The sequence below is a fragment of the Streptococcus cristatus genome (genome assembly GCF_003943515.1).
Lineage (GTDB): Bacteria > Bacillota > Bacilli > Lactobacillales > Streptococcaceae > Streptococcus > Streptococcus cristatus_D.
The window spans coordinates 56,134-74,446 of record NZ_RJPT01000006.1 but is presented as its reverse complement, the minus strand read 5'-3'; the positions used below and the strand labels follow the sequence as shown (position 1 = coordinate 74,446).

The window sequence follows — 18,313 nt, the reverse complement described above, 5'->3', positions numbered from 1 at the left end:
AAGACCGGCTTTTTGATATAATAGACTCTATGAACACAAAAGAAAAAATTTCAAATTATCAACTTTTACTGGCTCAGCTAGAAGCCTTGCTGGATGGGGAGACCAATGCTTTGGCCAATCTGTCGAATGCGAGCGCCCTGCTCAATCAAGCCCTGCCTCATTCGGTTTTTACTGGTTTCTATCTTTTTGATGGGAGTGAGCTGATTCTGGGGCCTTTTCAGGGTGGTGTTTCCTGTGTCCATATTGCCTTAGGTAAGGGTGTCTGTGGGGAATCTGCTGAGAAAAAGCAAACGATTATCGTAGACGATGTGAGCCAGCATGCCAACTATATCTCTTGTGATAGCCGGGCTAAGAGCGAAATTGTGGTGCCCATGGTAAAAGATGGCCACCTTTTGGGAGTGTTAGATTTGGACTCAGCCTTGACGGATGATTATGATAATGTAGATCAGGAATATCTGGAAAAGTTTGTTCAGATTTTGCTTGAAAAAACGACTTGGATTTTTGAAATGTTTGGAGAAAAAGCCTAATGTATCAAGCTTTGTATCGAAAGTACCGCAGTCAGACCTTTGGGCAGCTGGTGGGGCAGCAAGTAGTAGCCACCACCCTGCGTCAGGCTGTTGAGCAAGGCAAAATCAGCCATGCCTATCTCTTTTCTGGACCACGTGGAACAGGGAAAACTAGTGTTGCTAAGATTTTTGCCAAGGCTATGAACTGTCCGAATCAAAAGGACGGCGAGCCTTGCAATGACTGCTATATCTGTCAGGCTATCACTGAGGGAAGTCTTGAAGACGTCATCGAAATCGATGCGGCTTCTAATAATGGTGTCGATGAGATTCGTGATATTCGGGACAAGTCTACCTATGCGCCTAGTCTCGCCAGGCACAAGGTCTATATCATCGACGAGGTGCATATGCTCTCGACTGGAGCTTTTAACGCCTTGCTCAAGACCTTGGAAGAACCGACAGAAAATGTGGTTTTTATCCTAGCAACGACAGAGCTGCATAAGATTCCGGCGACCATTCTTTCCCGCGTCCAGCGTTTTGAGTTTAAGTCTATCAAGACGCAGGACATTATTACTCATATTGAGTGGATTTTGGAGCAGGAAGGCATTGACTTTGAGCAGGAAGGTGTGCAGATTATTGCCCGTCGAGCGGAAGGTGGTATGCGGGATGCCCTGTCTATACTTGACCAGGCTCTTAGCTTAACTCAGGAAAATCGTTTGACTACAGACATAGCTGAAGAAATCACTGGATCTATCAGCTTAGGAGCTTTGGATGCCTATGTAGCAGCTTTGATTGCTCATGATGCAGTTAGCGCCTTGGATAATCTCAATCTGATTTTTGATAGCGGTAAAAACATGGCTCGCTTCGTGACGGACCTCCTACAATATTTGCGTGACTTAATCATTGTCAAAACTGGTGGGGGAAATCATCATGCCAGCGAGCTCTTTCTGGAAAATCTCAAGACACCGCAGGAGACTCTTTTTGCCATGATTGAGATGGCAACCAAGAGTTTAACAGACATCAAAAATAGCCTGCAACCTAAAATTTATACAGAAATGATGACCATTCGACTGGCTGAGGAAAAAGCAGGCTTGGACCAGATTCCTGACAACTTGGCAGAAGAACTGTCTAATCTCAAACAGGAAATCCAAGAGCTCAAGCAGCAGTTAGCCAATGTCGGCAGTCAGCCAGCGCCAGCAACTAAGAAATCAGAGGCACGACCTCAGAAGGCTAAGACCTATCGAGTAGACCGCAATAAGGTCAATGCCATCTTGGAAGAGGCGATGGAAAATCCTGACTTGGCTCGCAGCAATTTGACTAAGCTGCAAAATGCTTGGGGTGAAATCATCGAGAGTCTGGCAGGAGCGGACAAGGCTCTGCTCATTGGTTCGCAGCCAGTCGCGGCCAATGAAAATCATGCTATTTTGGCCTTTGAGTCTCATTTCAACGCTGAGCAGACCATGAAAAGAGAAAATCTCAATACCATGTTTGGGAATCTGCTCAGCAATGCTGCTGGCTTTTCACCAGATATTCTGGCTATTTCACTAGAGGATTGGACTCAAATTCGAGCAGAATTTTCAGCTAGAAGTCGTAGCAATAAAGCAGAAGTAGCTGAAAAGCAGGAAGAAAGTTTGATACCGGAAGGCTTTGATTTTCTAGCTGAAAAAATCACTGTTCAAGATGATTGAATTTAGATTTTTATGGTTTTTCATGCTATAATGGAAGAATGAATAGACGACAATTTATAGTAATGGCGGCTTTTACAGCCCTAGAAACATATTTTTTTAATGAAGCAATCATGTCTGAGCACTATCTGATGGCTATTTTCTGGGCTATCTTGATTGGTCGCAATCTGCAGATTAGCTATGTGATGGGGCGGATTATGGATGAGATTGATAAGCATTTAGGACACAAATAATGGTCAAAACAGAGAATGACTAGAGCAAGAATCTAGCACTCTCGTGGTTTTGATAAGGAATAAAGGGAGGCTGAGAGACGATTGTCGCAGCCTCTTTTATGATGTAGGAAAGGCAAAAAAGACTAAGAAGTGGGAATGAATACAATAAATTTTTAGAAATTGCTATTTTTATGATAAAATAGAAGTTAGTAGCAAATTGAAAGGGGCATCTATGAAGTTAAGAACAAAGGCAAAAAGTTTGAATGGTCGTATCCGTGTACCGGGCGACAAATCAATCAGTCACCGTTCGATTATGTTCGGTAGCTTGGCCAAGGGCCTTACAGTGGTTCACGATATTTTGAGAGGTGAGGATGTCCTTTCTACGATGCAGGTCTTTCGTGATTTAGGCGTCAAGATAGAGGATGATGGAAAGACTGTTAAGATCCACGGTGTTGGGTTTGATGGTCTCAAGGCGCCGCACAATAAATTAGACATGGGAAATTCAGGAACCTCTATCCGCTTGATTTCGGGTGTCTTGGCAGGTCAGGATTTTGCAGCAGAGATGTTTGGGGATGATAGTTTGTCCAAACGTCCGATGGATCGGGTAACCCTGCCTCTTAGTCAAATGGGTGTGGATATTTGGGGTCAGACAGAACGAGATCTACCGCCACTTCACATTCATGGCAGAAAAGATTTAAAACCGATTTATTGCAAGCTGCCAGTAGCTTCTGCTCAGGTCAAATCAGCCTTGATTTTTGCGGCTTTACAGGCTCAAGGCGAGTCAGTCATTATTGAAAAGGAAATTACCCGTAACCATACAGAGGATATGATTGTCCAATTTGGTGGTCAAATTGAGGTCAAGGGCAAGGAAATCCGTGTACAGGGTGGTCAGACCTTTATAGGGCAAGAAGTGAGAGTGCCTGGTGATATTTCCAGTGCAGCCTTCTGGCTAGTTGCAGGCTTGATTCTGCCCCATTCCAAAATCGTTCTTGAAAATGTTGGAATCAATGAAACTCGGACGGGGATTCTTGATGTTATCAAGGCAATGGGCGGTAAGATGACCCTTTCGAATATAGATGAGGTAGCCAAATCCGCTACGATCATCGTTGAGACTTCTGAGCTGAAAGGAACGGAGATTGGCGGAGAAATTATCCCGCGCTTGATAGACGAGCTTCCGATAATTTCCCTTTTAGCCACCCAAGCTGAGGGCAGAACGGTGATCCGAGATGCCGAGGAGTTAAAAGTCAAAGAAACCGATCGGATTCAGGTTGTCGCAGATGCTTTAAATAGCATGGGAGCAGCCATTACTCCCACAGCAGATGGCATGATTATTGATGGGAAAACGCCTCTTCATGGTGCAACCATCAATACATTCGGTGACCATCGTATTGGAATGATGGCAGCGATTGCGGCTCTATTAGTTTCGGATGGTCAGGTGGAGCTGGAGCGGGCAGAGGCTATCAATACCAGCTATCCAAGCTTCTTCTCAGACTTGGAGGACTTAGTGAATGGCTAAGATTTTACTTGGCTTTATGGGAGCAGGAAAATCAACGATTGCGAGAGCCTTGTCAGCAGATTTTCTGGATATGGACGAGCTGATTGTCCAAAAAATCGGCATGTCCATCCAAGAGTATTTTGCTCAATACGGAGAGTCAGCCTTTCGGAAAGTTGAAGCTGAAGTCTTGGCTGAGTGTATCCAGCAGGATGTCGTGCTTTCTACGGGAGGCGGTGTTGTCTTGAGTCTCCAAAACCGTGACTTATTAGCTAAAAATCCCCAAAATATTTATCTGAAAGCTGACTTTGAGACCCTCTTTCGTCGGATTGAGCAAGATCAGGAAAATCAGCGCCCCTTGTATCTGACCAAGAGCAAGGCAGATTTGCAGGAGATTTTTGAACAACGTCAGGCTCTCTATGAGGCGGTCGCGACACAAACAATTGATGTGGTAGGAAAAACGCCACAAGAAATTATTGAGGAAATTCAATGAAAGTAGCTTTTTTAGGACCCAAGGGATCTTTTTCCCACCATGTTGCCCAAGAAGCCTTTCCCCAAGCAGACTTGGTGCCTTATCAAAATATTACAGAAGTGATGAAGGCCTATGAAGGGAAAGAGGTGGATTATTCGGTTGTTCCCGTGGAAAATTCGATTGAAGGAAGCGTCCATGAGACCTTGGATTACCTTTTTCATCAAGCTGAGATTCAAGCAGTGGCAGAGATTGTTCAGCCCATTAAGCAGCAGTTATTGGCTTCTAGCTTAGATAAGCCAATTGAAAAAGTCTTTTCCCATCCTCAGGCGCTTGCTCAAGGGAAGGGCTATATTTGCCAGCATTATCCAGAAGCAGCGATTGAGATTACAGCTAGTACAGCCTATGCGGCTCGTTTTGTGGCTGAGCATCCTGACCAACCCTTCGCCGCTATTGCGCCGCGGACTGCAGCAGTCGAGTATGGTCTGCAAGTGGTGGCCCAAGATATTCAGGAAATGGAGGAAAATTTTACTCGTTTCTGGATTTTAGGACAGACCACTCCTACTCTTAGGCTTGAAAAGCAAGAGGAAAAACAGAGTTTGGCTTTGACTTTGCCAGACAATCTACCTGGTGCCTTGTATAAGGCCTTATCAACCTTTGCTTGGCGTGGCATTGACCTGACAAAGATTGAAAGTCGCCCTCTTAAAACAGCCCTAGGGGAATATTTCTTTATTATTGATATTGATAATGAACGGAAAGAATTAGTGGATTTCGCTTACCAAGAGCTTACTACACTTGGTATCACCTTTAAAATTCTAGGCAGTTATCCCGTTTTTCAAATTCAGGATTATAGATTGGAGCAGAGATGAGAGAAACAGAAAATCTGAGTCGACACGAGCAGTTAAGGCTGGATTATCTCCATACAAACTATTACTATCTTAACGAACATGAAAAAGAGGAGTATCAGTACCTCCGCCAAAAGTCGAAAGGACGGTCAGATGTTGCGCAAAAAACGTCTACCAAGCAGACCGTGCAGGCTTCGCCAGAAGACCCGAAGACGGACTCATCCGGTTTGTTACCCAAATACCCGGGTAAAGGTTCTCTTAGCAGAAGTCAAAAGAATTCCCGCAATTCTTTAAAGCAAGAAACGAAAAAATCAACTCAGAAAACTCCGAGAACCTACAAAAAAATTCGTCCGAAGCGCGTGCTGATGTGGCTCCTGATTTTTGTACTTCTGGTTGTTTCTGGCATGCTCTTTATGTTCTTCAAAGGCTTAAATACAGCGAGACCAGGAAATCTCAAAGCGGCTGATGTTGAGTACTTTGATGGCCATGATGCTCGAGATGGGATTAATATTCTTGTTTTAGGGACGGATGGCCGAATTGGAGAAAATTCAACGGAGACTCGGACCGATTCAATTATGGTCTTGAACGTTGGCAATAAAGACCATAAGATGAAGTTAGTCAGCTTTATGCGTGATACCTTGATTCATATTGACGGTGTCAGCAATTCCTACACGGAGCCAACTGATGATGATTATTATGATCAAAAGTTGAACGCTGCCTATACTTTGGGTGAACAAGACAATCACCGTGGAGCTGAAGCAGTACGCCAAGCCTTGAAGGACAACTTCGATATTGACATTAAATACTATGCTTTAGTGGACTTTAACACCTTTGCGACTGCAATTGACACTCTCTTTCCAAATGGTGTATTCATGGATGCTAAATTTTCGACCATTGATGGAGAAAAAGTTACAGAAGTGGAAGTTCCAGATGATTTGAACATGAAAGATGGAGTGGTTCCTACTCAAACCATCAAAGTTGGCCGCCAGCACATGGACGGACGGACGCTCTTAAACTATGCCCGTTTCCGTAAGGACGATGAGGGTGACTTTGGACGGACACGCCGCCAGCAAGAAGTCTTGACCGCTATCATGCAGCAGATAAAAGACCCTACGAAGCTTTTTACAGGATCTGAAGCATTAGGAAAAGTTTTTGCCTTGACCTCGACCAATGTACCTCAGAGTTTTATTTGGTCACAAGGCTTATCCTTGGTGCTTGATTCACGCAATGGGATAGAGCGCCTCACCATACCAGAACTAGGTGACTGGACGGATACCTATGATATGTATGGTGGACAAGGACTCTTGATTGATTTTGAAGCCTATAAAGAAAGATTGAAACAAATGGGCTTAAGATAGGGCTCTTATGATATAATGGGAAGTGGCAGATTTTGTCTCTTCCCTTTCTTTTTGGAAAATAGCAGAGCAGAAATGTGAACATCTTTTCCAATAGGAAGAAAGAAATAAACAGTAGAAAATCCTGTGATTCCCTGCTTTAGTATCATTGCAGTTGAGCGCAAGATTGATTAGAAAGTAAAGAAATGTTAAAAAAGAACGATATTATTGAAGTAGAAATTGTAGATCTCAGTCATGAGGGAGCGGGTGTAGCCAAGGTAGACGGCCGCGTCTTTTTCATTGAAAATGCCCTGCCGAGTGAAGTGATTCGCATGCGTGTCCTCAAGGTCAATAAAAAAATCGGCTTTGGCCGTGTTGAGGAATTTGTGAAGAAGTCTGACCAGCGCAATGAGCATGTCGATTTGGCTTATCTGCGGACTGGGATTGCTGATTTAGGGCACTTGGCCTACCCAGCCCAGTTAGCTTTTAAAGGCAAGCAAGTGCAGGACTGCCTTTATAAAATAGCTGGCATTTCGGATGTAGAAGTGCTGGAAACACTAGGAATGGATCGGCCACTGGCCTACCGTAATAAAGCCCAAGTGCCAGTTCGCCGTGTCAATGGACAGCTGGAAACTGGATTTTTCCGAAAAAATTCTCATGACCTCCTACCGATTGAGGACTTTTATATTCAGGATCCAGTTATTGACCAAGTCATCGTTTTTGCGCGCGACTTGTTGCGCCGCTTCGACCTCAAGCCCTACGATGAGAAGGAGGGCACTGGTTTGATCCGTAATCTGGTTGTTCGCCGTGGCCATTATTCGGGTGAAATCATGGTGATTTTGGTGACCAGTCGGCCTAAGATCTTCCGAGTGGAGCAGTTAATAGAGCGTTTGACAGAAGCTTTCCCAGCTATCAAGTCCATCATGCAAAATATCAACGACCAGCCGGGAAATGCCATTTTCGGTCGGGAATTTCGAACACTCTACGGCCAAGACTTTATCACTGACAGCATGCTGGGCAAGCAGTTCCAGATTGCTGCGCCAGCCTTTTACCAAGTCAATACTGAGATGGCGGAGAAGCTTTATCAGACGGCCTTTGACTTTGCTGATTTTAAAAAAGAGGATATTGTGCTGGATGCCTACTCGGGCATTGGCACCATTGGTCTGTCGCTGGCTGAACGAGTCCAGCAGGTCTATGGAGTCGAGGTCATTCCTGAGGCCGTGGAAAATAGTCAGCGAAACGCAGAACTCAACGGCATCACCAATGCCAGCTATGTTTGCGCCCCTGCAGAACAAGCCATCCAAACTTGGCTGAATCAGGGAATCAAGGCGGATGTCATCCTAGTCGATCCGCCGCGTAAGGGCCTGACAGAAAGCTTTATCACTTCTAGTGTCAGCATGGAACCCCAGCGGATTGTCTACATCTCCTGCAACCCTGCCACCATGGCGCGTGATATCAAACTCTATCAAGAGCTGGGATATGAGCTGAAGAAAGTCCAGCCAGTGGACCTATTTCCGCAGACGCATCATGTTGAAGTAATCACGCTGCTTTCCAAACTAGATTCTAAGAAATATATTAGTGTAGAACTTCCGATGGATGATATGGATTTAACAAGTGCTGAAAGTAAGGCAACATATAAACAAATTCAAAACTATGTTTTGGAAAAGTTTGGGTTTAAAGTATCTACTCTGTACATTGCACAAGTTAAGAAAAAGCATGGTTTAGAAGTTAGGGAACACTATAATATTTCAAAGAACGAGAACCAGAAAGTTCCACAGTGCTCAATTGAAAAGGAAGAAGCTATTTTAGATGCGTTGAAGCATTTTAAGATGTTGTATTATTAAAACAATAGGGGGTATAGACAGTGGCTAATATTGAAAGTATTAAACAAAAAATACTACAACTGGATGCAGGTTCATTTCAAAATCTTTGTGATTCTTATTTATATAAAACAGGCTATCCGAGCATAGTATCTCTTGGTGGAGAGGCAGGTACACGTAAGACCACTTCAGGTACACCTGATACTTATTTTATTGCATCAAATGGAAATTATGTTTTTGTTGAATACACAACTCAAAGGACGAACTTATTTGCAAAAATTAGTGATGATCTTGAAAAATGTCTTGATACAGCAAAGACAGGTATTCCGCATGACAAAATCTCTGAAATTATTTATTGTCATACTTCATCAAACTTTACACCCTTGCAAGATAGTGAAGTAAAAAAACTGTGTGAAGATGTTGGAATTAAGCTTGTAATTATTGGAATTGATAAGCTTGCAGAAGATATATATCTTTTCCATCATAATCTTTCACGTGATTTTTTGGGAATATCAATAAGTACAGATCAAATTCAATCATATGATGAATTTATTAATAGTTACAATGCAAATAGAATGGCTGCTCCAATTGACACTAAATTTCTATTCAGAGAAAAAGAATTTCAAGATATCATCAATGCTTATCTTAAAGTGGATGTTGTTATACTTAGTGGTTCATCAGGTACGGGAAAAACACGTTTAGCTTTGCATTATGTAAAAAATCATGCAGATACTAAGAATGAAAAGACTTACTGTATTCATAGTAATGCATTACCAATATACGAGGATTTAAAACTTTTTTTAGATAGACCAGGAGATTATTTTCTTTTTATTGATGATGCCAATCAATTGTCAGGATTGCAGCATATTATTCGATACGTTAGTATGAAACAAGAGGGATATAATGTAAAAATACTTATTACAGTAAGGGATTATGCACTTCAAAAAGTGATAAACAATGTTCAAGCAATCACTTCTTATGAAATTGTGAATGTAAATGTATTTTCAGAAAATGAGATTAAGGAATTACTTGAAACTTCATTGGGCATTTTGAATTCAGACTATCAAGAACGAATTATAAGAATTTCAGAAGGAAACGCTCGTATTGCTATACTTGCTGGGAAAGTAGCATGCAGTTCAAATCGTTTGGAGTCTATTGATGATGTGTCACAATTATATGAAGATTATTATGGTTCTAATTTAGAAAATAATCAATTTTTTACAGACAAAAATCTGTGTATAACTTCTGGTATAATTGCTTTTCTTGAAGCAATTCATTTAGATTATATTGATGCACTTTTACCAATTTTACAGGAAAAAGGGTTAAATCGAGATAGTTTCATTGAAAATATCCGTATGCTTCACGAGCTGGAGATTGTCGATATTTGTAATGATAAAGCTGTTCGTTTTTCTGATCAATGTTTGTCTAATTACTTGTTAAAATATATTTTATTTGACAAAAAATTACTTAGTTTGTCGAAAATGATTAAAGCTTGCTTTTCAAGCTACAGAGAGAGAACTGTATCTTCTGTTAATACGTTACTTAATATCTTTAGAAATAAAGAGCTTCTAAATTTTGTTGAGAAAGAAATAAAGTTATTATGGGATGAATTATCAACAGAAAAATCGCCAATCTTCTTTGAATTTGTAAAAGTCTTTTTTCGTATTAATCCTACGGCAACACTTTTGCTTTTGCAAAATGAAATTGAATCTGAAGAAAGAGTGATTTGTGAATGGAGCGATATAGATACNGAAAAAAGAAAAAACTATCAGCATGTAGAAAATGATATCATTAAAATTCTTGGTGGATTTGCAGATATGACTGATTTGCCAACCGCTTGTGATTTGTTTTTTCAATATTATCTGAAGCGACCAGATTTATTTATGGAATTTTATCATGCAGTCAATATATATTTTGGGATTCATAGGAATGCCATACGGTATGATTTTTACACTCAAATATCATTTTTTGAAAAAATAAAAGAATATTCAGATGACTGGAAAAAAGAATTTATTGTTAGTTTCTTTTTACAAATAGCAGAAGAATTTTTGAAATTGCATTTTTCACCAGCGGAGGAAGGACGAAAAAATAAATTAATCATATATCAAATTCCATTAGCTATATCTAAAGGTGTTGAAAAATATCGAAAGTTAATTTGGGAATATTTATCTTATCTAAGTAAAAATGAAAAATATAGAGCAAAAGTTAAGGAAATCCTCAGTTCTTATGGTGGCACTATCGACGATGTAAGCATTCCTGTGTTACAATTTGATTTAAAATATATTCAATCGATTTTGAAGTCCAATTTTCTGCCAGATAAATTGACAAATTGCCTTTTAGCAGATAAAATAGTGCAAGTTTTTAGTAGAATGAATTGTTCTTGTGCATCCCTGTTTTCTGAATATTTTGAAGAAGAGAGTTTTCAATTANATTGTCTTCTTAAAGGACCAGATTATAAAGAAATTGGTTATGAAGAATATAGAAAACGAAAGCAAGAATCAATTAATCATTACACTTTGAATTGTGATTTACAAATGTTTAAGAAGTTAATCGATGTTTGCAGCAGTATTTCTAGGGTAGATAACCATTCATCTTGGAAGGTCGGTGAAGGATTAGGCATTGCCTTTGATGTTATTTCCGATAAAGCAGATTGGTATNTTGATGCAATTAAATATTATATCAAAAACGATACACCAAACAATTTACAGCCATACCATCTAGTAGACAATCTATTTTCTTTATTATCTGATTCAGAAGTGTATGAAATTATTATTAATGAAGAATATAGTCAAAAAAACGCTTGGATATATGCATATTACCATGAATTACCACTGGAATTAATTACAGAAAAGCATTTACAAAAGCTTTATGATTTTTTAAAAGATACTTCTGACAGATATATTACCTCATCATCAATGCGTGATGTAGATTTTCTTGAGAAATATAATGTAATAGATGAATTGGCATTGATAGAAGGTTGCAAAATTATTTTAGATAAAAAAGAGTATTCATCCTTTATCTTGGATATTTATTTTGGTTTGTTATTTAATTATCATCACAATACACCAAAGGAGGTTATTCAAAAATTTAATTGTAATTTAGAATTGCTTGAAGAAATATACTATGCTATGTTGTCATATGATAAACATCATGATTATGACGGACAATTTTTGAAGGAAATATATTCGGTTAGACCTTCTATACTGGACAAGTATATAGATTATTTAATAAATAGTGACTCTTTTAGCGACTATAAGGAAAAGCATTGTTGCTTTTTTGATTTGGATGATTTTATAGAAATATATAACAAAATTTTTGAGCAGTTGATAAGAAACCGACGATATTCTAAATTGTCCGTACCGTATTTCTTAGAATCTTTATTATTGCCAATGCAAAGTGAGAAAAAGCTGTTAGAAAGACAAGATATGTGGATTCGACAATGTATTCAACGATTCTGCAATGATAAAGCAAAAATGTATTGCCTATTTTCAGTTGTGTCAAAATTAGAGATCAAAAGAAAAAAAGAGTATATCTCGCTCTTTCTTGAGAATAATCCGTTGTTTGAAGACTTTGAAAAAATACCATTAACACCTACTTTTTGGAGTTGCTCAGGTAGTGTAGTACCTATGTATTCAGCTTGGATTGAATTTCTCGAATCATTGTTACCAAACTTTATAGGTTTAAAGTGGATAAAACACAAAAACTATATTGAAACAAAAATTGATGATTTACAAAAACAAATCGAAGCGGAGCAGATAGACGAAATTCTAAGAGGATGATTTATAAATACAAAAAGACCGTATAAATATATAAGTAAAACTATCTGTGAATTGACATTTCATGATGGTTTAACATACAAACAAATTTATCCAAATCTTATTTAAGGTTTAAAAAACATTATGTATGTTGGAGATGTTATTAAGACTGGTTTGGACAATGATAAGCAAGTCGAGGCAGTATCGCTGCTTGTACGAGCTGATTCATCAGCCAAGTAGAAGCAGATGCTCCGCCCATGCGATAGTGGTCGTAGAGTAAGGAGTGTACGACGAGACGATACGGTAACAGTAAGCTGCTGAGTGTGTAGCTCTGCTCGTGAAAGCCTAGGAGACCTTTTGGCGAAAGTTTTTTAAGTCTTGAATTGTGCACTTAATTTGACAATTCAAGACAAAAGAATAACCATGTCGCCCTACTAACGTTAAGGAGAAATATTTATGCCTAATTTTGCTAAAATAGATAAAAAGTTTGTATATACTACAATCATTGGTTTGTTTCTAATGGCAGTGTTGTCTTTGACAAAGATAATACCTGAACTTTCTGTATCAGGTCTCACCGTACTGATTGGTACTCTCTTTTTCTTTGTTCTTGAATTTTTGGAGAAAAAAAGACATATAGAGTCGGGATTACGTTTTAAATCATTTTTCAATGATTTGAAAAAACAAGGAGTAATTCTTTTGGTTTTACTCCCGATAGGAACCGCTGTAGCAACGTTGATTATTGGCGATTTGGTATTTAAGGGTGCATTCACCAGTCATATTGTTGGAAGAACGGATTCTATGTTATCTTTCGATAAAATACCACTCCTTATGGTTCAAGTAATAATTGCGGCTTTAGGAGAAGAAATCGCATGGCGAGGTTTCTTTCTTGGTAAGTCAATGACAATTTTTCCATTTTGGCTTTGTGCTATTGTGTCGTCTTTATTGTTTGCGGTAGCCCATATTGCTAGTGGAAGTTTTGAACTTGTTAGCTATGATGTTTTGATGATTTTTGTTGATAGTATCATCTATTCCATTATTTATAAAAAGACTAAAAATTGTTTGATTACAACCTTGTCACATATTCTGGCCAATACAATAGGTATTGTTTTTCTAATGTTTCATATGTAAAATATCTATTTAACTTTGGACTTCACTATATAGGATAGAGCCGCTAACCGTCGCATACATTTCTTGCGTAATATAGTTCATGTAAGTATAGAGTAAGCTTCTTAAAAAATCTAATTAGTAAAAGCCTTGTTCTCAAGGCCTTTTACTATGTACCCAAACAACACCTTGCATTCATTTTTTTAAAGTGATATACTAGGACTAGATTTTGAAATCGTTTGCACAAAGTTGCGATGAGTTTATAAAGAGAAATCTAGGAGAGAAAATATGGAATTGTCAGCTATTTACCACAGGCCAGAGTCGGAGTATGCTTATCTTTATAAAGATAAGAGAATGCACATTCGCATTCGAACGAAAAGGGGAGATATTGAAAGTATAACCTTGCATTATGGGGATCCTTTTATTTTTATGGAGGACCATTATGAAGAGAGTAAGGAAATGCTCAATGTCACCTCCGATGCTTTGTTTGATTATTGGCAGGTGGAGATTTCAGTTGGTTATGCGCGACTCCAGTATCTCTTTGAGATTAAGGATAATCAAGGCCAGAGTATCTTGTATGGCGATAAGGGGTGTGTTGAAAACACGCTAGAAAACCTTCATTACGAGGGGAATGGCTTTAAGCTTCCTTATATTCATGAGATTGATGCTTGTCATGTTCCTGACTGGGTAGCAGAGACGGTTTGGTATCAGATTTTCCCAGAACGCTTTGCTAATGGCAATCCTGAGATTTCACCTGAAGGTGCGCTAGCGTGGGATTCGTCGATTACGCCTAAAAGTGAGGATTTCTTTGGTGGAGATTTACAGGGAATTATTGACCATCTGGATTACTTGCAAGACTTGGGCATTACAGGTCTCTATCTCTGTCCTATCTTTGAATCTCCGAGCAATCACAAGTATAATACGACAGATTACTTTGCGATTGACCGTCATTTTGGAGACAAGGAAACCTTCCGTCAACTGGTGGAGCAAGCCCATCAACGTGGCATGAAGGTGATGCTGGACGCTGTTTTTAATCATATCGGTGACCAATCTCCACAGTGGCAGGATGTCCTTAAATACGGCGAAAATTCAGCTTATAAAGACTGGTTTCATGTTCAAGAGTTTCCAGTGACCAAGGATAAGCTTGCAAATCCAAGAATGCTCCCTTACCATACCTTTGCCTTTGAGAGTTATATGCCAAAGCTAAATACGGCCAATCCTCAAGTGAGGGACTATTTGTTGAGCGTTGCGACCTACTGGATTGAAGAGTTTGATATCGATGCTTGGCGCCTGGATGTGGCCAATGAAGTCGATCACCAATTTTGGCGAGATTTCCGTAAGGCTGTCTTGGCTAAAAAACCTGATCTTTATATTCTTGGGGAAGTCTGGCATACTTCTCAGCCTTGGTTAAATGGCGATGAATTCCACGCAGTCATGAACTACCCTCTCTCTGATAGTATCAAGGATTATTTCTTGCGTGGGGTCAAGAAGACCAGTCAATTTATCGATGAAATCAATGGCCAGTCTATGTATTATAGACAGCAGATTTCGGAAGTGATGTTCAATCTTCTGGATTCGCATGATACGGAGCGCATTTTGGCTACTGCCAAAGGTGATACACAGCTTGTTAAGTCTGCCTTAGCCTGCCTCTTTTTACAAAGGGGAACACCGTGTTTCTACTATGGAACCGAGTTAGAATTAGGCGGAGGGCCAGATCCAGATTGTCGTCGTGTCATGCCTTGGGAACGTGTTTCCGATAGCAATGAGATGCTCGATTTCATGAAGAAGTTGATTCATCTTCGTAAGGGAGTTGCGGACATTATTCAGCATGGAAAATATATTCTAGAAGAAATCAAGCCGGATGTGCTGTCTCTGGAATGGAATTATGATGGTCAAAACGTCCGAGCAATTTTTAACCAATCAGCAGAAAATTATCTTGTGGGGAGTGATTCTGCAACTCTAGCAAGTCATTGCCAAATCTCGGATGGGCAGCTTCATATCTTACCAAAAGGCTTCGTAATCTTTGCGGAAGTTTTGCAAACTGAAGCAAATTAATTTTTTGAAATTCGACTTAAGTACTTGTCAGAGTTACTCAAATTTCAAAAAACCAATCTAAGAGCAGTCTATTTAAGAAGAGCAAGTAACTTAATAGAAAAGAGGAGTTCAGAATGGAATTAAAAGATTTTACTGAAAAAGAGCAGGAGCAAATCAAGGAGGGGCTTAGTACAGCCGTCATTAGCGATAAGGAAGCGGCAAAAAAGATTTTGGCTCTGGTGCCACAAGAATGGCTTAAGCGAATTCCCTTCCTTGTTAGAGGGCATGCAACGACCAAGACGGTTGAGCGAGTTGCCAAGCAATATCCAGAACTTTACGCTGTGGCTAAGCAAGCAGGAGAGCTTCCTGAAAAGGAGCGTGAGGAATTGCGCGCTATCATGACAGCTATCTTTGAAGAAAAGATGGACAAGCACAAGATTAAGTAGACTTACCAGTGTATAGCGATTCCTTTCTTTAAGTTGGCATTTGGAGTTAGCTACTCTACCTTGCTCGTCAATTCATAAATCAAAGTGACTGCAGTTGATAAAAGTGCAGTCATTTTTTATGGCTTAAGGAAGTTTCTATCCAAGATAGATTTTTCCTTTCTGTTTTTTAGCATTTCTTGATATAATAACAAGAGGAATTATTTGAAGATGAATATAGGAAAAATGTAAAAAGGACGAAAGAATGAAGAAAGTAAAAAAGATTATGTTGATGAGTGCCTGCACTTTGGCAATTCTTGGCTTAGCCGCATGTGGGAAGGCACAAAAGCAATCAAACGGCGCTCAAGAAAATTCAACAGTTAGACAGTCAAGCTCGGAAAAATATCCATGGAAGTCGACTTATTCAAATCTAAATAATCAAAAAAGTGTCGAAGAAGTTAAGAGTTTACTGGCTGCCGACTTGGATAAAGACAGTGTCGATAGCTTTGTCAATCTAGTCAATGACTACAACGGTCTTGTTGGCTCGACTGGTTTAACAGGCGATTTCACTAAATTTACCAAAACCGAATATGACGTAGAAAAAATCAATCCTCTCTGGCAGGCAAAGAAGGGTGATTTTATCGGGACAAATTGTCGGATCAATACTTACACTTTGTTGAAAAACAGCATCGAAATTCCTCAAATAGCAAAAGACGACGAACTCTTGTTCATCGATAATGACTCAATTGACAAGGGCAAGCTCTTTGATGCCAAGGACAAGGAAGAATTTAACATCCTGTTTTCAAGAGTCAAGACTGAAGCGACCCAAGATGTCAAGGTACATGCTAAGAAGATGGAGGAATACTTCAAACAGTTCAAGTTTAACGAAAAGGCGCGGATGCTTTCTGTCATCGTCCACGACAATCTTGACGGTGACTCTCTCTTTGTGGGGCATGTCGGCGTCTTGGTTCCAGATAAAGACGGCTATCTGTTTGTCGAAAAGCTGACCTTTGAAGAGCCATACCAGGCCATCAAGTTTGCGACCAAGGAAGATGTCTACAAATACTTGCAGACCAAATACAAGGACTACACAGGGGAAGGACTGGCCAAACCTTTTATCATGGACAATGATAAGTGGGTAGAGGGGAAATAGAATTTCGAGCTAGTTAAGTTTAATGTAAACTCTAGTTAAGGGAGGGACATAAAAATGGATAAAAAACAGACATATTTTTTGATTACCCTTATTCTTATCGGTTTTTTACTAGTGGAATCAAGCATCTATATCGTACCCTATATTGAAGGCTTAAAAGAATTAGAAATAGCTGTTTTTGTAATCGGAATTCTTATTTTACTAGGTGTCATCATCTTATTAGCAAAGACTAAGAGGCATAATGATTAAAGAGCAGTACTTACAAATAAAAGATTTAGACATTATTTTATGGGAATTTATTGGTCATCAATTAGAGGAATTGTCCGTATTCAAAGCCTTATCTGCGAATTTGCCCTATCTTAATAGAGAAAAGCTAGATATGGTTGATTCATCCGAAATTCATGATAGCGACGGTCTTACTATCTTAGACTTGCAGCAGAATGATAGAGAATTGTTCATTCGCTTTGAAATGGACGTTCAACTAATGGGCTGGACATCTGCTAGCAATGACTATGCAGCCTATATCCAAGCGACTCTTGTTGGAAGTTGTCAAGTTGACTTGAAAGCAGAGCTTGCTTTTTCTGACAAGAATGTAAATTCTCTCACTAAAGCTCAATTATTGGAATATGGCGAAAAATTGATTTCAGATTTAGAATTCCACTACCGAGATGTTGAAGGTTCTGAACACTATGGATGATGAAACATTCTTAAACGAATAAGCGATAATTCCCTAAACGATCAATCCCGTGACTGAGATTAGTCGGGATTATAGATAAAATTCTTTTCAATAAAGTTAAAAATATGTCCTTATGGACAAGAAAGGAGTCAGTTATGACAAATGAACTGAACAAAGAAATTTTTACCAGCATGGTTGAACTGCTTACAGAGGACAGCTCTGTCCGTTCTGCTATAGAAGCTTGTCTTACCTCACCGTGGGACTACTTTGATGGAAATATCGATCGCTATGACGATCGTGGGATAGAGGACGATGAATCAGAAGATACCATCGTTTGGATCGGGATTACGGATGAGTTAATTGAGAGTGGTAATGCTATTGAGCTGGATTGGAAGGCTGAGTTAGAAGACTTCACCTATTTCATGAAAGAATTAGCAGATCAAAAGAATCTCCCGCTGCAAGATGAGTGGCTAGATGAAGATGGAGACATTCTATCATGGTGCAAGGTCTTGGATGAAAAATGGGAGGAAGCAGGCTACTGCGTCGGAGCAATAGACATTGATAGCGACAGCTATGTCATGTTTGTCTGCCGCAGAGAGACTTTGACTGAACTGACTCAATTAGGTCAAAAGGTTGGGTTCCGTTTTGATTTTGCAAAGAATATGTAAATATTATGCTTAAAAAGGTGAACCAAGCCTGATGATATAAAGGAAGCCTGAGACGGCTGGGGAAATCATTCCGCTGGTCAGGTTTCCTTTTTTCGCTTATGCTTAAAAGGATGTGGCAGATGAAGCAGATTGCTTCGTCTTTTT

The 18,313-nt window shown here is 39.4% G+C and carries 16 protein-coding genes; all 16 read left to right on the top strand.

All coding sequences use genetic code 11. The features are described 5' to 3' along the window. The first annotated feature begins 29 nt into the window (after window positions 1-29). The 16 genes from msrC (at window position 30) to D8791_RS10310 (ending at window position 18,169) form a co-directional block, all read left to right on the top strand. Complete coding sequence (gene msrC / locus D8791_RS06790; RefSeq protein WP_125446886.1) at window positions 30-527, top strand: free L-methionine (R)-S-oxide reductase MsrC; 498 nt, start codon at window positions 30-32, stop codon at window positions 525-527. After that, entirely contained in the window at window positions 527-2,191 is a 1,665-nt protein-coding gene (gene dnaX, locus D8791_RS06785; protein WP_125446884.1) for a DNA polymerase III subunit gamma/tau, read from the top strand. The genes msrC and dnaX overlap by 1 nt, the downstream gene beginning before the upstream one ends. 38 nt (window positions 2,192-2,229) lie before the next feature. Continuing rightward, window positions 2,230-2,421, top strand: coding sequence for a DUF3272 family protein (locus D8791_RS06780; protein ID WP_015604746.1), 192 nt, complete (start codon window positions 2,230-2,232; stop codon window positions 2,419-2,421). A 211-nt stretch (window positions 2,422-2,632) separates the two neighbouring features. Further along, complete coding sequence (gene aroA, locus D8791_RS06775) at window positions 2,633-3,916, top strand: 3-phosphoshikimate 1-carboxyvinyltransferase (protein ID WP_125446882.1); 1,284 nt, start codon at window positions 2,633-2,635, stop codon at window positions 3,914-3,916. Further along, window positions 3,909-4,385, top strand: coding sequence for a shikimate kinase (locus D8791_RS06770; protein ID WP_125446880.1), 477 nt, complete (start codon window positions 3,909-3,911; stop codon window positions 4,383-4,385). Before aroA ends, D8791_RS06770 begins: the two co-directional genes overlap by 8 nt. After that, the gene (gene pheA, locus D8791_RS06765; protein ID WP_125446878.1) at window positions 4,382-5,230 is read left to right on the top strand and encodes a prephenate dehydratase; all 849 of its coding nucleotides are present in this window, start codon (window positions 4,382-4,384) and stop codon (window positions 5,228-5,230) included. The genes D8791_RS06770 and pheA overlap by 4 nt, the downstream gene beginning before the upstream one ends. Continuing rightward, window positions 5,227-6,564, top strand: coding sequence for an LCP family protein (locus tag D8791_RS06760; protein WP_125446876.1), 1,338 nt, complete (start codon window positions 5,227-5,229; stop codon window positions 6,562-6,564). Before pheA ends, D8791_RS06760 begins: the two co-directional genes overlap by 4 nt. A gap of 182 nt (window positions 6,565-6,746) precedes the next feature. Next, a complete protein-coding gene (gene rlmD / locus D8791_RS06755) occupies window positions 6,747-8,384 on the top strand; it encodes a 23S rRNA (uracil(1939)-C(5))-methyltransferase RlmD (protein WP_125446874.1) in 1,638 nt (545 codons plus the stop codon). Window positions 8,385-8,935: 551 nt separating this feature from the next. After that, complete coding sequence (locus tag D8791_RS06750) at window positions 8,936-12,139, top strand: nSTAND3 domain-containing NTPase (RefSeq protein WP_446677527.1); 3,204 nt, start codon at window positions 8,936-8,938, stop codon at window positions 12,137-12,139. A 432-nt stretch (window positions 12,140-12,571) separates the two neighbouring features. Continuing rightward, complete coding sequence (locus D8791_RS06745; RefSeq protein ID WP_125446870.1) at window positions 12,572-13,243, top strand: CPBP family intramembrane glutamic endopeptidase; 672 nt, start codon at window positions 12,572-12,574, stop codon at window positions 13,241-13,243. Between the two features lie 264 nt (window positions 13,244-13,507). After that, the gene (locus tag D8791_RS06740) at window positions 13,508-15,274 is read left to right on the top strand and encodes a glycoside hydrolase family 13 protein (protein ID WP_125446868.1); all 1,767 of its coding nucleotides are present in this window, start codon (window positions 13,508-13,510) and stop codon (window positions 15,272-15,274) included. 113 nt (window positions 15,275-15,387) lie between these two features. Then, window positions 15,388-15,699 (top strand): hypothetical protein, encoded by a 312-nt coding sequence (locus tag D8791_RS06735; RefSeq protein ID WP_125446866.1) that lies wholly within the window; start codon window positions 15,388-15,390, stop codon window positions 15,697-15,699. A gap of 241 nt (window positions 15,700-15,940) precedes the next feature. Beyond that, window positions 15,941-16,828: a DUF4300 family protein gene (locus tag D8791_RS06730; protein ID WP_125446864.1), complete on the top strand. Its 888-nt coding sequence runs from the start codon at window positions 15,941-15,943 to the stop codon at window positions 16,826-16,828. Between the two features lie 54 nt (window positions 16,829-16,882). Further along, window positions 16,883-17,074 carry a hypothetical protein gene (locus D8791_RS06725; protein WP_125446862.1) on the top strand — a complete coding sequence of 64 codons (192 nt, stop codon included), beginning with the start codon at window positions 16,883-16,885 and terminating at the stop codon, window positions 17,072-17,074. After that, a complete protein-coding gene (locus D8791_RS06720; RefSeq protein ID WP_125446860.1) occupies window positions 17,067-17,522 on the top strand; it encodes a hypothetical protein in 456 nt (151 codons plus the stop codon). Before D8791_RS06725 ends, D8791_RS06720 begins: the two co-directional genes overlap by 8 nt. A gap of 134 nt (window positions 17,523-17,656) precedes the next feature. Next, on the top strand, window positions 17,657-18,169 hold the full coding sequence (locus tag D8791_RS10310; RefSeq protein WP_185760570.1) for a DUF6630 family protein: 513 nt from the start codon (window positions 17,657-17,659) through the stop codon (window positions 18,167-18,169). Window positions 18,170-18,313: the final 144 nt, after the last annotated feature.